Origin of the sequence: Actinotignum schaalii (assembly GCF_028864145.1) — a bacterium.
Classification (GTDB): domain Bacteria; phylum Actinomycetota; class Actinomycetes; order Actinomycetales; family Actinomycetaceae; genus Actinotignum; species Actinotignum schaalii_B.
Map to the genome: position 1 here is coordinate 1 of NZ_JARBHJ010000010.1, position 13,309 is coordinate 13,309.

The following is a 13,309-nucleotide window of genomic DNA, read 5'->3' on the forward strand; positions in this document are numbered from 1 at the left end:
GTGGGGTATTCGAGTTGGGGGGCCGATGAGGGGCGCATAAAAGCTGTAAGTGGGCCCGGGGAAATTTGCGGAACCGGCGCCCCGCGGCCCGGCCCACCTCGCGTGTCTCTCATCTTGCGGCTCGCCGCGCCGCGACGACACCGGCGACGTCGCCGGTACGCTCGGCATCGCTTGCGCGTTCGGGGTCGAGTGTCGTGCCCGGACTGCGCCGGGCGACCCCGGGCAGTCGGCAGGCCCGGCGGGCTGGCAGGAAAGCGGGCAGGGCTACCGCTCACCGGGGTGGGTACCGGCCTAGGCTCGCCTCCCGGGCATTGAATGCTGGGCGGGTGGTGTCCGTGAAAATCGCAGCCGCCATTGCGAGCACAGTATCCATGATCGCTGCCTCCCCGGTCTTGATAGCCGGGCTGGTGGCCTCCATCATGATCATCGCGATTATCTCGTTCATCCCCAACTGGATCGTTAACCTCGTTGTCGATGATGAGCTTCCAGAGGTTGCTTTCCCGATCCAAGACGACTACCCCTGGCGCGACAAAGTCAGGGATAGTAAAGGAAACGCGACGCCGGTGTTCAACACGGTGAATCCGGAAACGCTTTATTATTTCGGGAATTGCACCGACTTCGTGTATTGGCGGGTGAACCGGGACATGGGTGGCGGGCCTGGTAAATGGGTCTACACCCACGGTGACCTAACCCCTGCTGGTGGTAATGGCTCCCAGTGGGGAGATACCGCTAATTTGCCGGGCTGGCCTGTTATCAGTAACGCAAAAGACGTCAAAACCGGTGACGTCGTTTCGTTCAAGTCTGGGGTGGCTGGGCATGACCACCCGGCCGGACACGTCGGGTATGCGGCCGCAAACACCGACGGCACCCTCCTCACGGAGAATTACGGTAACGCCGCCTACTACCTCGAGCGCTTCACCCACACCGATCTTCAGAAGTTCCTGGATGACGGGCGTATCGTTGTGCGTCGCAACCCAGACCTGGGTAGGCGGGCAGCGACCGGTGAAATAGTTCGCGTGCCCGGCGGGTCGAGCGCAGTTCTGGATACGGCCCTCGCCTATCAAGGCGTGCCCTACGTGCACGGGGGACAATCCCCGAGCGGTTGGGACTGTATTGGGTTCGTTGCCTGGGTATATCGCCAGCACGGGGTGACCATCAACTACTTCGACACGACGGGTGTGTTGTCGTATGGGCGGCGCGTGCCTTATAGCCAAGCCAAGCCAGGAGACATTCTCTATTGGCCCGGGCACGTAGCGATCTCGCTAGGGGATGGCCGGAATGTTGCCGCGTGGAACGAAAAAATGGGGACAACGGTCGGCCCGGATTCGTGGTGCGGGGAAGAGCCTCCGGTTGTGATCCGCATGAGCGAAAACTAACAGGGAGGGCTAGTTGTGGCTGGGATTATTTTGGCGATGCTCACCGCGATTTTCGGCGGTAGCTTTGCGGGCGGGGTTGATGACCTGAAAACAGACATCGCCTCCTACAACCAGAGCGCTTTTGAGTTTTGCACGAGCCTCAATTCTGTTGCGGTAAAGCCTGTGGCGGCGACTATTCTCGCGATTATTCTCGTGCTCGAGCTAGCTAGGCTTTCTACCCGTTATGAGGGAGACAGCAAGAGCGGCACCCAGCAGATCGCTCTCGCGTTGCTGAAAGCCGCGTTGATATTGATCGCAATAGCAAATGTCGATCTCATTTTGTCCTCGATTAATGAGGCGGGTGAGAAAATCACCGCCGGAGTAGTAGCGCAAAGCCCGGACACGGTTGCCGGGGGTGATCTTCCGGCGTCGGTGAAAACAGCGGTAGACGACCTCGGGATGGCCGATAAGGCGGGTCTTATGTTGGTGTTGTTCTTGCCGTGGCTGCTTTCCATTGTTGCCTCTATCGGCGTGAAAATCATCGTGTTGTTGCGTTTCGCGGAAATTTATATTTTGAGTGCGGCCGCAACTCTTCCGCTTGTTTTCCTCTCGCACCCGGAGACGAAAAGCATCGGCGTGGGATATTTGCGGCGTTACGCCGGTGCGGTCTTGCATGGCGTGGTTATCATCTTGTGCATCACGATTTACTCGTATTTCCAAGTGGAGATGGTGGACGTGAATAGTTTGACGGGGGATAACATGCTCTCCACCTTGACGGCGAATTTGGCGGGGTTGATTGCTGGCCCGGTATTCTTCCTCACCTTGCTGTTCGGTTCCTCGCGCATGGCTAAAGCATTCCTCGGAGAAGGATAATGTCGACGGATAGTGAGCTATAGACACTAAAGATTTCCGGTTCGTGAAACCAGGATTCTTTGTGTCGGGAGACCCTTTAGAAGAGAGCGATTAAACCCGACTGGTTGCGGTTACACATTTGGTGCTTCGAGTTTTTTCGAGTAGAAAGGGTCAAGGCCACGCAGAAAATACAAGCAGTAGTCGGCCCTCATGTGGGCAATCTCGTCGGGTGTCATGAGTTCACGCCCGAGGCGTTTGTGGCCGCGTGTCCAGTTTCCGTTCCTGCCCCGGCTCTCAGAAACATCTGTGGTGGTGATCGTTTGCTTGCCGAGCATCTTCGAGAAGTATTCGGTGGTGGAGCGTTCTTGTCCGCCGAGGAAGAGGATTGAGTCGCAGTTGCCGACGATGGTGTCCCAGTCTTCCTTATAGAGCGCTTTGCCCTGCGCCATGTTCTGGACGATCACGGATACGGAGATGGCACGGGAGCGCATGACCGCAATCTTCCGCTCAAAAGACGGAATCCTGCCAATATTCGCGAACTCGTCCATAAACACCTGGAGTTGAACAGGAAGCCGTCGTGAAGCTTCGTGGTCGGCGATATAAATATTCGTTTCGAAGAGTTGCTCGAAGAAAATGGATGCGAGGAAGTTGAAGGCGGCGTGGGTGTCAGGGATGATCAAAAACAGCGCCGTCTTCTCCAAGCCGATGCGTTCGAGGTGGAGGGTATCGGTAGAAAGAAGTGTCCGCATGGGTGCCATGTGGAGGGGTGCACACCGCACTCCGAGGGAGATAATCACTGATTTTTTGGTTTCTCCCGCGCCTTGCAAATAGGTATTGTATTGGGAGGCGGCGAAGCGTAGCCCGTCGATCGCGGCTAAAGCTTCGGGGGAGAAGATGTCTTGGGTGGGGTCTTGGCGGGCTATTTCTGCTTCCTGGATTAGCTCGCTGGTTGCTTCGAAGAGCAGATCGACGTCGGACTTGCTCTCGTCTTCTTTTTCGAATGCTTGCATTTGCGCGAGCAGGTCGACGATATCGATGAGCGTGCCGGTGTTGCCTTTCGTGTAGTAGATATAGGCAACCAGGGCGGTGAGGAGTGCGCGTTCTGCTTTTTCCCAGAAGTCACTCGAGGTGGCGGGTTTGCGCCCGGTGGTATTCGAGATGAAGTTTTCGACGAGGATACTGATATCGATTTCACCGCGGGCATCTTTGAAGTAGGAGAGCGGGTTGAAGTTGGCGGAGAGGTTGAAGTCGACGAGGTTGAAGCATCGCACCTTGTATCCAGCGGCTTCGAGGTGGGAGCGTGTTTGGGCATAGAGTTCGCCTTTGGGGTCAGTGACCGCGAACGACGTATTGAATTGCGCGAGGTTGGGTAAAACGTAATAGCGGGATTTACCTGACCCGGATCCACCAACAACGAGGGCGTTGAGATTGCGTTGGGTTTTCCGACCGTCTAGGGACAAGCGCTCGGTGCGAGTAAAAAGCAGGTTGTTCGTATAGGTTTTGTCGCGGTAGGGGCGGATCGCGGCCTGGGTGGCGAAGCGCGCGGAGCCGTGCTCGGCGCCGTCGCGGCGGGTGCCTTTCATCGTTTTTTGGTAGAGGGCACTCAGGCCAATTGCGGCCGCAAGACACAATCCGACGGCGGCGTCGATCTCATGAAAAGAGACGTGGAAAGGCCGCTCAAGGAGATCGAGGTAGAAGCGGTCGAGAATATCCGTGAGTGGCAGTTCGGCTTCGATGTCGCTGCGTACCTGGAAACAGACCTTGTTGCCCGACCAGAAGGCGAGGAGGAGGCCGAGGATAGTGAGGATGTAGGTCATTGGTGTGCTTTCTTTTTCGCGCGGGTCTCGATCACAGCCGCAATATCAGCCCGGCCCTCATAAGTGAAAGAAACCCGCGGGATTTCCTGGGTGTCGGCAAGGTCGGGAGTGGAAGCGGTAGATGCGAGTGGCGGTGGGTGTGACGTCGTAAGAACAGAGACACCCACACCATCGGCGTCACCGACATCGGTCGTTGGTGTGCGTAGGCGGGTGAGGGTGTCGAAGATAGCGTGGGGGTCGATGGCCGTGTCGATCAAACACAAGCCAGGCTCGCGGTAAACAAGCGCTTCCACATTGGCGGGCAATAGGCGGGCGACATCGGGATGAGTGGGGGCCTCGGCTAGCGTGAGCGCGGTCAAGGGAGCGTGACCGCGTAGGAGCTGGGCGAGGGCGCGCTCTGCTGGCTCGCCCGTGATGAGCGTGAACGTCCCGCGGGTCATGGCGTGCTCCAGTCCGGGAAATAGTCGGGGGCTAGTGAATAGGGGGCGAGGAATATGCCGCCGTCTTCGCCTTGCTCGATTGCTCCGTAGGCAAGTACTTGAGTGCCGCGCTGTAATGCGAGTTCTTCGCCGAGGTAGCGGGCGAGGCGGCCACTAGCTATCACTGTGGTTTTGATAGCAGCCTGCGTTTCGATAATGAACCGCAAGGAGGTGTGTTCGAGGTTCCATTGTGGGGTGTTGGCGATAGTGCCGGCACAGAAAATATCCACGGGATTCTACCGGCCCATCTTTTTCGAGACCACCTGGGCAGGCACAGGCGGACGCCCGTTGAGTGCGGCTTTTTTGGCTCGGGCTTTCTTCTCAATAGCACGCGCCACATCGCTGCGGGTCTGGATTTTTTCTTTCGTGACCGGTTTCTTTCCCGGCGCGGCCTCTGACGTCGGCACCGTAGCGGTGGGCGTCGCGTCTGACGTCGGCAGTGTCTCCGACGTCGCCGGTGCCTGGGGTGTCTGGCTTTCCGAGGCAGACAGAGCGGCGGCGTCGGCGTTCGGGGTGGTATCGGCGGGTTGGGTGACGTCGCCGGTTTGCGCGGGCGCGTCTGCTTCTGGTGCTTTCTCGTCTTTCTTGGATGCCGTCTTCTCAGGTGTGTCTTTTTCCGGCGTATCTTTTTCGGTGCCCGGCTTGCTCTGGCTAGCCTGTTGCCGCGTGGGGGTGAGGTCGGCTTCGATGCGGGCCAAGGCGTGTTGCATGAGCGCCACGTCGCTTCCTTGGAAGTGGACGAAGTAGCCTTCTCCGGCACGCTCGAGCGCGAAGTCGATGCCGGTGCGCCGCAAGTATTTTTTGAGAGCGGCAAGGTTTTCCGGGGTGATCTCGGCCGAGTGGAGATCCCCACCTTTGCGCTGGAGCGTTTTGATGGTCATGCGGCCATGGTCACGCTGACTGGGCGCGACGCCTTTCATTTTGGCGAGGTGTTTGAGGCCGCCTTGGGCGGTGAGCCGAACGGCCTGGACGGAATTCGTGAGGAAGTAGCCGGTGATTTTTAGGCCAGCTTGCAGGAGTGTTGCCGTAACTGTATTGGCGATTTGTTCGCCTCCCATAATACTCATTTGGTGATGTCCTTTCCTTGGATCCTGGTTTGGGTGCGTTGGTCGATTCTTTTGAGTGCGGTCTCAAGCGTGGTGATGCGGGTGGTGGTGCGGTCGATCTTCCGATCAATAACCTCACTCGACTTTCCTTCATCAAGCGTGGCTTGGCGTTCGATAACGAGGCTCGCGTTTTTCTCGACGAGGTTATCGCGCTCAAGGCGAAGCTCATCGCGGTATGCGGTGAGTTCGCTTGTGCCCATATGTACGGCGCGGGCGGTGAGGTTCACGACGTCTGCCCGTGCTCGTAGCTTTTCGCACTGGTTGTCGATGGCGGCGAAGTAGGCGCGCTGGGCCGGTGTTTTCCCGCGCGGTATCTTCCCCGTAATCAAAGCTGGGGGTGCGTTCACGGGGAGAGTAAAGAACGTATAGAGCTGCCGTGGGGTGATCTGGGTGTGGAACGAAAAGTCTTTCGTGTTGATGATGGTCAGCTCGGCACCCGCGTCAATATAGAGCCGGTAGGCGCCCCCACTATCAGAGATAGCCGAGGCTGGGAGCACGAGGGCGAGACTGCCACGCGTTCCGGGTAGGAGTACTTCGATGGTGCCGTCCTCACGCATCTCGATAAGGTGTTTTTGGGCGACGTATTCGAAGACCTGGGTGCGCCCGAGGCGCGCGCGTAGCGCGGCTGGGGTGTAGGGTGCACCGAGCTTTGCACCTCTGATAGATCGCTTCGTGCCAGGGAGCGTGAAGAGGATGTGTTGGCCTTTGGTTTCCATTTTGATACCGCGGGCGACGAGTTCGGTTTGGAATCCCTCCCAGGTAGCGGTCTCGCTAATGGCGGCGTCGATGAGGCGCCGCAGATCGTCTTTACGCGAGTCGCCACGCGCTTGGGCATAAAGGTCACCGATGTTGTTATCGCGTCCGTGTCCGCGCCTGTTCTTGATGACTGACAGACCGTGCTGCCGGCAGAGTTTGTCGGATAGCTCGCGGATGTCATAGACACGGGTCTTCGGGCAACGCCAGCGCTTCCACGTGTCGCGGTTGACGGGGTTGAAAAGAATGTGGTTGTGGATGTGGTCTTTATCCACATGCGTTGCCACTACGTAATCATGGGCGTCTCCTAACAGCTCGTGAATCAATTCCATTCCGATATCGTGTGCCTCGTTGGCATCTGCTTCTCCGGGCTTGAAAGATTGAATGAGGTGGTGGGCGAGAACGCTCCCAGGCCGGCCAACACTCTTATGGAACGATGCCTCGGCGTGGGTGGCCATGAAGCCTTTCGTGATATCTTCAGGCACCCACGACAGGCCCGCATTCGAAGAAACAAGAAGATGCCCGTTGGTCTTGTATGCCTGGCATACATAGTCCACTGCCTTACCGAGCGTCGTCTTGATCTGGGTCAGTTTCGTTACCGCCACGGCCGCCTCCAGAGGTGAATCTTTCGATGAGAGTCCTGCTTTGTTCCATGAGTTTTCTGGCTGCCTCAACCTGCTCAAAAGACGCCACATGAGCAGAGTTCACGTTGCGTGCGATTTGGTTGAGGTTCACGCCTAGCCTGTTCAGCTCTCTCAGGAGTGCTTCCGCCTGCGGGCCTCGGTCTGGCCTGGTTGGTATGGGCCGGCCGAGCAGTAGTGTGCGCGTGAACGCAGAAAAGTTAGTGTGGCCCAGGGAGCGCATCCGCGCTTCCACCCGCATCCATTCTTCAGCGTCGAAATAGAGATGCTTCTCTATACGGCGCTTCCTCCCGGAGGATGGCGCGCTTGTCACGCTTCCTCCTTAACGGGTTTGGGTGTCCCCATACTATATCACCCCGCGGCGGCGGGCAAGCGCATTTGTATCCTCAAATGCTAAGCTTGCTAAGCCGGTCGGCTAGGGCTAAAGTCACGGCCCGTAGGGGCGACTTTCGTTCCTCGCTCCGTGAAAGTTTTTTCACGGGGTAGCCGGCCTGGCCAGCGGAAAAGATACACGCCGCCGGCGTGTATTCCGCTAGCCAAGCGAAGCTTGGCGCCACGTCTTGCGTGGCATAGCGTGTGGACATTTCATGTCCACACGCAGCCCAGACGGTCAGATGATTGTGGCGCACCCGCCGTGCCATTATAGCATTATTTTGTGGTGCGGAGTGGGTGGGAAAATGGTACAGAGCAGCGCCGGCAGCGCACATAGCTGGGTAGCGTTTTTGGTGGTGGGTGGGTTCATTTTTTAGATCAAAAATGACACGCACTCCGGCGGTAAACGTGGTGGCGTTGGTGGTGGGCGCGCGGGGCGCGTGGAATGGAAGAGTGGTGGGTGGTAATATTTTGTTTCGGGAACTTACGCCACACCGACAGGTATTGAAGTGGTGGTTGTGGTGAGGAAGAAAATAGCGGCCTTGAAAGACAGCCCGCTGATCGCTCCGGATTACGCAAAGCTGGAAAAGCGCATCGGTGCGGTCTCGGATTTCGAGAAAAGGCTGGGTGAATTGCGCGAGCTGCGAGCAACGCTCGTGGACTTACGCGGCGTGCTGGTTGAGTCGGGTTTGCCGGTCAAACAGATCGTGCAAGCGTTCGCGCTTGATAATAATGAGCGCCGCCTTTTGCTCAAAAAATACCGCAATGCGGGCACGGAAAACGCGGGCGAGGGTAACGCCCCGGGCGCGGACAGTGACTCGAATACCGGCGACGATGAGGCGAGGCCTGAACATCAAAGCGGTGTCGATGGGGGCGAAAATGTCGGCGTGAGTGAACACTTCCCGCAACAATAACGGAAGCTATAAGGTAAGGGCCGTACCGCGCACACCGCGCGCGGTACGGGCCTTACCGTGCTCGCGTTTTATAGGTTTATGGTTTGTTGCTGGGTGCGTTTACCTTCCCTGAGGCTCGCGGTAATCGTTTTGAGTTCGGCTTCCAGCGTGGCAAGTTTAGACTCACCCGACCAGCGCTCCTCCGTTTCGCTCCCGTAGCGCATTTTTTCGCGTTCGATATTGGCTTGGTATTCTTTTATCTTCTCCTGCAAACCATCGAGTTTGCCGATCATGTTCTCCAGCCTCACAAAATAGTGGTAGTCCAGGCGCGGGATGGTGGTTCCTTTGAACTGCACCTCCACGGAAATATCTAGGCCGCTTTTATCGGGAAAATAGCGGCGATAGTATTCAAGTTGCTGAGCAAACGCTGCGGGCACGGCGACCAGGCCGTGTCCGTTACCTAAATATGATGTCGTGATACCGAAGGCGATAGGAACGCCGTTGATCTCGATTTTAGGCAGGCTATAGACCGGATTCCACGAGATAGCGCCCGCGCCGCGCGATGCGGCCGTGCGGAAAATATAGCTTGGCAGTACGCTCAAAGCATCATTCAATTGCGTTGCGGCCACTTTACGTTCGGTCACGGTCGTGTCATCGAACTTGATAACCGGCGCAGGCGGATTGGTGAGGGTTTCTTGGACGCGCTCGAGAGCATCCCCATAGCGACCCAGGAACATACCCGTGGTTCCTAAGAGCCTTAAGTTCGAGGCTATGTTGGCGTTTTTTGTACGCCAGGCAGCCCGCTCATTCTTCAAGCCCTGGATCTGGTTTTTCAAATCAACCGACCGCATAAGCATGATATCTCCGGAGGCGATAGCTTTCGTTTCCGCATACGACATCTGGCGCTCGGCGACATCTTCAATGGAGCGCCCGGAGTATTTCCCGGTCATGACCTGGCCAATAAACGCGGCTTTCCGCTCCAGGGTTTGCCACTTCATGGTATCCAATGATTTGAGGGTGCAGTAGCGGTATTCGGCGACCTCATGGTTTTGGTTTTTCTGGCGGAAGACCCGCCCATTCCTCTGAATATGATCAGCTGGGCGCCAGGGCACATCAACATGATGAATCGCCACCGCCCGCGTTTGAATGTTCGCGCCTGTTCCGAGTTTCTCAGTCGAACCAATCAGTATTTGGATGGAGCCTGAGCGGGCACGCTTGTAGAGACCGTCGCGCTCAAGCGTATTTTTCGCTTCGTGAACAAACGCTATCGCGCTCTCTGGCACACCTTTCTCAACCAACAGCCGCTTGAGTTCGTGGTACATGTCAAAGCTGCCGTCTGTTTTGGGGGTGCCTTTATCGCAGAAAACAATCTGCAAGGCCCCGCGCGTGGGCGAGACTTCCCCGGTCTCATCCAGATACTGGTTGTCTTTGGTTTCGTTCCAGACCCGGTAGACGTTGTCGGCCACCACATCGACTTTCTGGTGGGTAATCGCCTCAGTATCGACCCCAATGAGCGCGGCCGCGTTTTTCTCGGTGAAGAGGCGGTAGTCGGTCGCGAACGTGATCCCGTCATTCGTGAGGCACAAATAGTTGTCTTCGGTGGGGCTGACCATGCCGGCTTTGATCGCGGTTTCTCGTTCCTCTAAACGCTCCCGGAATTCTTCCATCGGGCCGCCCAGATCAATCTCGAGGGTTTCCGCGCGCCGCTCCCCATCACTACGGGTTTTCATCTCGGGGAGGTTGAGTCCGAGTTCGCTGGTGAGTTTGACGTCGGCAAACGTCTGCCACATCGCGAGCAGCTCCGGCAAGTTGTTGAACGTGGTGAAGCGTTGCTTGACCTCGTAGGAGCCGCTGGCGTTCATTTCCACCGCAGTGGAGGCGGAGGCGAACTGGCGTGCCCAGGCAGTGAAGTCACCGACGCCAGCACCGGCGAGAATGTCGGGGCGTAGGTAGTGCATCATCACCCACATCTCGCCCATCGAGTTGGCTACCGGGGTGGCGGTGGCGAGCGTGCAGATACGCTCCCTTCCCTGGGAGCGTAGGTAGTTGATTTTCATGTCGAGGTCGAGGGCACGCGACGACGTGCCGCCGAGCAGGCCCGCGAATTTCTCCGCTCCTTTGACGGGCAGGTTTTTATAGGCGTGGGCCTCATCGACGACCAAATAGTCGACGCCGAGAGACTCAAACGACAAAAGGGTTTCGTCGTGCTGGTTTTGGGCGTCGTTGATCTCGCGCTTAATTGACGCTTCGCTCTCAAGCATTTTGCTCTCCAGCTTAGAGACAGAGACATCGCCGGATTGAGCGGCTTCAAAAGCAATACGGGCGCGAGTCTCGTCGAGCTTGGTCTGCTCGTAGACTTTGATGGTTTCTTTACCCAGGGGGAGCTGGCCGAAAGCATAGTGGGAGCAGATGATCGCATCCCAATTACCCATCCTTGCGCGGGCGAAAAACTCAGCCTTATTGGCCTTGGAGATGTCTTCACTCTCTAAAGTGAGCAGGCGTGCGGCCGGGTAGGCGGCTAGCCATTCGCTCCTGAATTGGCCCACCAAGTGGTTCGGGACGACGACGAGGGGTTTGGTGACGAGTCCGAGTCGGCGTTGTTCCATGACCGCGCAGACCATCGCGAGGGTTTTCCCGGCCCCGACCTCATGGAATAGCCCGCACGTGGGTTCATAGAGCATGCGGGCGATAGCGGTTTTTTGGTGGTCATAGAGCTGGATTGAGGAGGACAGACCGGGTAGGGTGAGGCCACTACCGATGTCGGTGTAATCGCGGCCCACTAGCGAGTTGAAGCGCTCGTTGTAGATTTGAACGAGGCGCTCGGTGCGGGTGGCGTCAGCGAAGAGCCATTCTTTGAAGTGGTCTTCGATTTCTTTGCCTTTCGCCACGGCCGCGGCCGTGGCCGCCATATCCACAATCTTTTTGTTTTTGTTATCGGGGTCTGGGTGTTCAACCTTGACCGGCGACGCATTCAAGAGACGTACGAAGATGTCGGAGGCTCGCATAGCGGTAGTGCCCCACCGGGTTTCTTGCTCATAGGAACGGGACTGGGCGCCGCTCAAGTTCACGGAGTATGCGCCGTCCTTCGTGAGCGTGAGGCTCGGGCGGCCGTCATCGAGCATTTCGCGCAGGAATTGCTGGTAATCCCGGATCGGGATCCAGCTCGCGCCTATGCTCGGGGTGATCTCCGTGAAGTCAATAGGCTCAGGCATGACTTTCTCAAGCGCCTCCACGTTCACGGAGTACTGGGGGTCGGTTTGAGCAGCCGATTGAGCAGTCTTGAGTTTTTCGCGTACGTTCCCGGACAAGTATTCGGGGGCGCGGGTAAGAACGCCGGTTTCGGGGTCAAGGAATGCTAGGCCCTCCTCGATCAGCTGACCGCCAATAACTTCTTCTCGGAAGCCTAGGAGGTAGTGCATATAGGCAAGGTCGATACCACCGGTTTGCTCCAGACTCATCGCAAGCGCTTCGCGGGTCGTTTGTGCGCCTTTAGGCGTATAGGGCGCATACAACTGCCGGGAGGTGAGAATATCAGCCGGCGTGGCGCGTTCTGTCTCGTCATCCCATTTCTCGAGAGCAAACAAGAGGGCGTGGCGGGGATCTTTCTTCAAGACTCGGACGGCTTGCGGGTAGGCCACCCGCAAGACTTCCTCGCCGTTCTTGTCGATACGGATGCTTTTCGTATTCCGATTCAGCGCACCATACTCGGCTACATACGCCTCATAGGCGGTGCGGGTTTGGGTGCGGAGCACTTCGAGCGCGGGGTCTGCGGCCGGCGCGGTTTCTTCCGCGCTAACCAGACGCGAGACAAGCGTGAACAGCTCATATAAGCGATGCGTCTCGGCAACGTATTTCTTCGCTAGACGCACGCTCTCCCACTCCCCACTAGCGGCGAGGCGCTCCATGCCTTGAGGTGTGGGACGCAAAGAACCAGCAACCATGCCCTCCTCGAGCGGGGCGGTGAGGGCTTCGGCGTCGATCTCAATAACCTGCGGGCTATATGCAAGACGCTCGGGAAGATCAGTAAATACGCGGGTGAGCGCGGCCGCGAGGCTACCTGCGACGTCGGTGGGTGTCTTTTTACCTTGCACGGTGAGCACGTCGCGCCCACCCATCCCGCTCCCGGCTTCAAGCTCACCAAGAATACTCGAGGGGTGGTCAAGGAAATAGTTATTGAGCGCAAATATCGCGGTACTTCCGTCTTTACGGGGTAGGCGCACGGGGTGGGTGTGTTCCCACGTGAACTCTTGCGGAGTTTCGCCTGGAGTGCGTTTGCGGAAGATCAACAGATCGCTAGCAACGCTGGTTCCGGCAGCCTCACTGTGAGCACCAGACGGCAGACGGATAGCTGCCACTAGGTCTGCGCGCTCATACATGTCGCGGCGTGCGGCCGGGTTTTTCGCGTCCAGGGTGTAGGTGGAGGTGATGAGCGCCGCATAGCCGCCAGATTTGAGCAAATCCAGGGATTTGATGATGAAGTGGTTGTGCATCGAGTGCCGGCCCGGATTATGGGCCGGGTCGAATAAAGCGAGGTCAGCGAACGGCACGTTCCCTACCGCCACATCAAAGACCGGGGGTAGCGTGGTGGTCTCGAAGCCTTCAGCTCGGATGGTGTCGCTGGGAGCGAGGAGCTGGGCCAGGCGTGCAGCCGTGCTGTCAAGCTCAATGCCGGTCATGGTGAGGTTGTTGGGTGCGTGCGCGATGAAATGCCCGATACCACACCCCGGCTCGAGTCCCGCACCGCTTTGAACGCCGGCAGCTTTGAGTGCATCCCAAATCGCCGCGACATATTTGGTGTGGGTGTAGTGGGCATTGACAGTAGAGCGCCGCGCAGCCTTATAGCCCTCCTCGCCGAGAATGTCGTGGAGACGCTCGCGCACGGCGGCCCACTGGGGTTTGGTTTCGTCGAAGACTTCCGCCAGCCCGCCCCACCCACTAAAGAGCGCGACCTGCTCGAGGTCACGCTCGGTTAGCCCGCCCTGCTCGGCTAGTTCGAGTGCGTGAATATTAGCGGACACGCGGGCACGCACGCCCGTGATCG

General features: G+C 57.8%; 10 protein-coding genes. 3 read left to right on the forward strand and 7 right to left on the reverse strand.

Annotated elements, in window-relative coordinates; all coding sequences use genetic code 11:
* Positions 1-335 precede the first annotated feature (335 nt).
* The gene (locus PWJ82_RS03185) at positions 336-1,376 is read left to right on the forward strand and encodes a CHAP domain-containing protein (protein WP_274735315.1); all 1,041 of its coding nucleotides are present in this window, start codon (positions 336-338) and stop codon (positions 1,374-1,376) included.
* A gap of 15 nt (positions 1,377-1,391) precedes the next feature.
* Complete coding sequence (locus PWJ82_RS03190; RefSeq protein WP_274734332.1) at positions 1,392-2,228, forward strand: hypothetical protein; 837 nt, start codon at positions 1,392-1,394, stop codon at positions 2,226-2,228.
* 110 nt (positions 2,229-2,338) lie between these two features.
* Here PWJ82_RS03190 and PWJ82_RS03195 read toward each other — a convergent pair whose 3' ends face one another.
* The 6 genes from PWJ82_RS03195 to PWJ82_RS09555 are packed head-to-tail and all read right to left on the reverse strand — an operon-like array spanning position 2,339 to position 7,316.
* A complete protein-coding gene (locus tag PWJ82_RS03195) occupies positions 2,339-4,024 on the reverse strand; it encodes a VirD4-like conjugal transfer protein, CD1115 family (RefSeq protein WP_274734334.1) in 1,686 nt (561 codons plus the stop codon).
* A complete protein-coding gene (locus PWJ82_RS03200) occupies positions 4,021-4,464 on the reverse strand; it encodes a hypothetical protein (protein ID WP_274735317.1) in 444 nt (147 codons plus the stop codon). Before PWJ82_RS03200 ends, PWJ82_RS03195 begins: the two co-directional genes overlap by 4 nt.
* Positions 4,461-4,733 carry a hypothetical protein gene (locus PWJ82_RS03205; protein WP_101657624.1) on the reverse strand — a complete coding sequence of 91 codons (273 nt, stop codon included), beginning with the start codon at positions 4,731-4,733 and terminating at the stop codon, positions 4,461-4,463. The genes PWJ82_RS03200 and PWJ82_RS03205 overlap by 4 nt, the downstream gene beginning before the upstream one ends.
* 6 nt (positions 4,734-4,739) lie before the next feature.
* Positions 4,740-5,570, reverse strand: a complete 831-nt coding sequence (locus PWJ82_RS03210) for a PcfB family protein (protein WP_274734336.1) — start codon at positions 5,568-5,570, stop codon at positions 4,740-4,742.
* The gene (locus PWJ82_RS03215) at positions 5,567-6,967 is read right to left on the reverse strand and encodes a relaxase/mobilization nuclease domain-containing protein (RefSeq protein ID WP_274734337.1); all 1,401 of its coding nucleotides are present in this window, start codon (positions 6,965-6,967) and stop codon (positions 5,567-5,569) included. Before PWJ82_RS03215 ends, PWJ82_RS03210 begins: the two co-directional genes overlap by 4 nt.
* Positions 6,924-7,316: a plasmid mobilization protein gene (locus PWJ82_RS09555; protein ID WP_407705681.1), complete on the reverse strand. Its 393-nt coding sequence runs from the start codon at positions 7,314-7,316 to the stop codon at positions 6,924-6,926. Before PWJ82_RS09555 ends, PWJ82_RS03215 begins: the two co-directional genes overlap by 44 nt.
* Positions 7,317-7,884: 568 nt before the next feature.
* Here PWJ82_RS09555 and PWJ82_RS03220 point away from each other — a divergent pair.
* Positions 7,885-8,289 (forward strand): hypothetical protein, encoded by a 405-nt coding sequence (locus PWJ82_RS03220; RefSeq protein WP_145989823.1) that lies wholly within the window; start codon positions 7,885-7,887, stop codon positions 8,287-8,289.
* Positions 8,290-8,357: 68 nt separating this feature from the next.
* Here the strand turns inward: PWJ82_RS03220 and PWJ82_RS03225 are convergent, their stop codons facing one another.
* Positions 8,358-13,286, reverse strand: a complete 4,929-nt coding sequence (locus PWJ82_RS03225; protein ID WP_274735319.1) for a helicase-related protein — start codon at positions 13,284-13,286, stop codon at positions 8,358-8,360.
* Positions 13,287-13,309 lie beyond the last annotated feature (23 nt).

Excerpts from the sequence above, each read along its gene's own strand:
- PWJ82_RS03195 (WP_274734334.1), bottom strand. The coding sequence starts at position 4,024 with ATGACCTACATCCTCACTATCCTCGGCCTCCTCCTCGCCTTCTGGTCG.
- PWJ82_RS03210 (WP_274734336.1), bottom strand. The coding sequence starts at position 5,570 with ATGAGTATTATGGGAGGCGAACAAATCGCCAATACAGTTACGGCAACA.
- PWJ82_RS03200 (WP_274735317.1), bottom strand. The coding sequence starts at position 4,464 with ATGACCCGCGGGACGTTCACGCTCATCACGGGCGAGCCAGCAGAGCGC.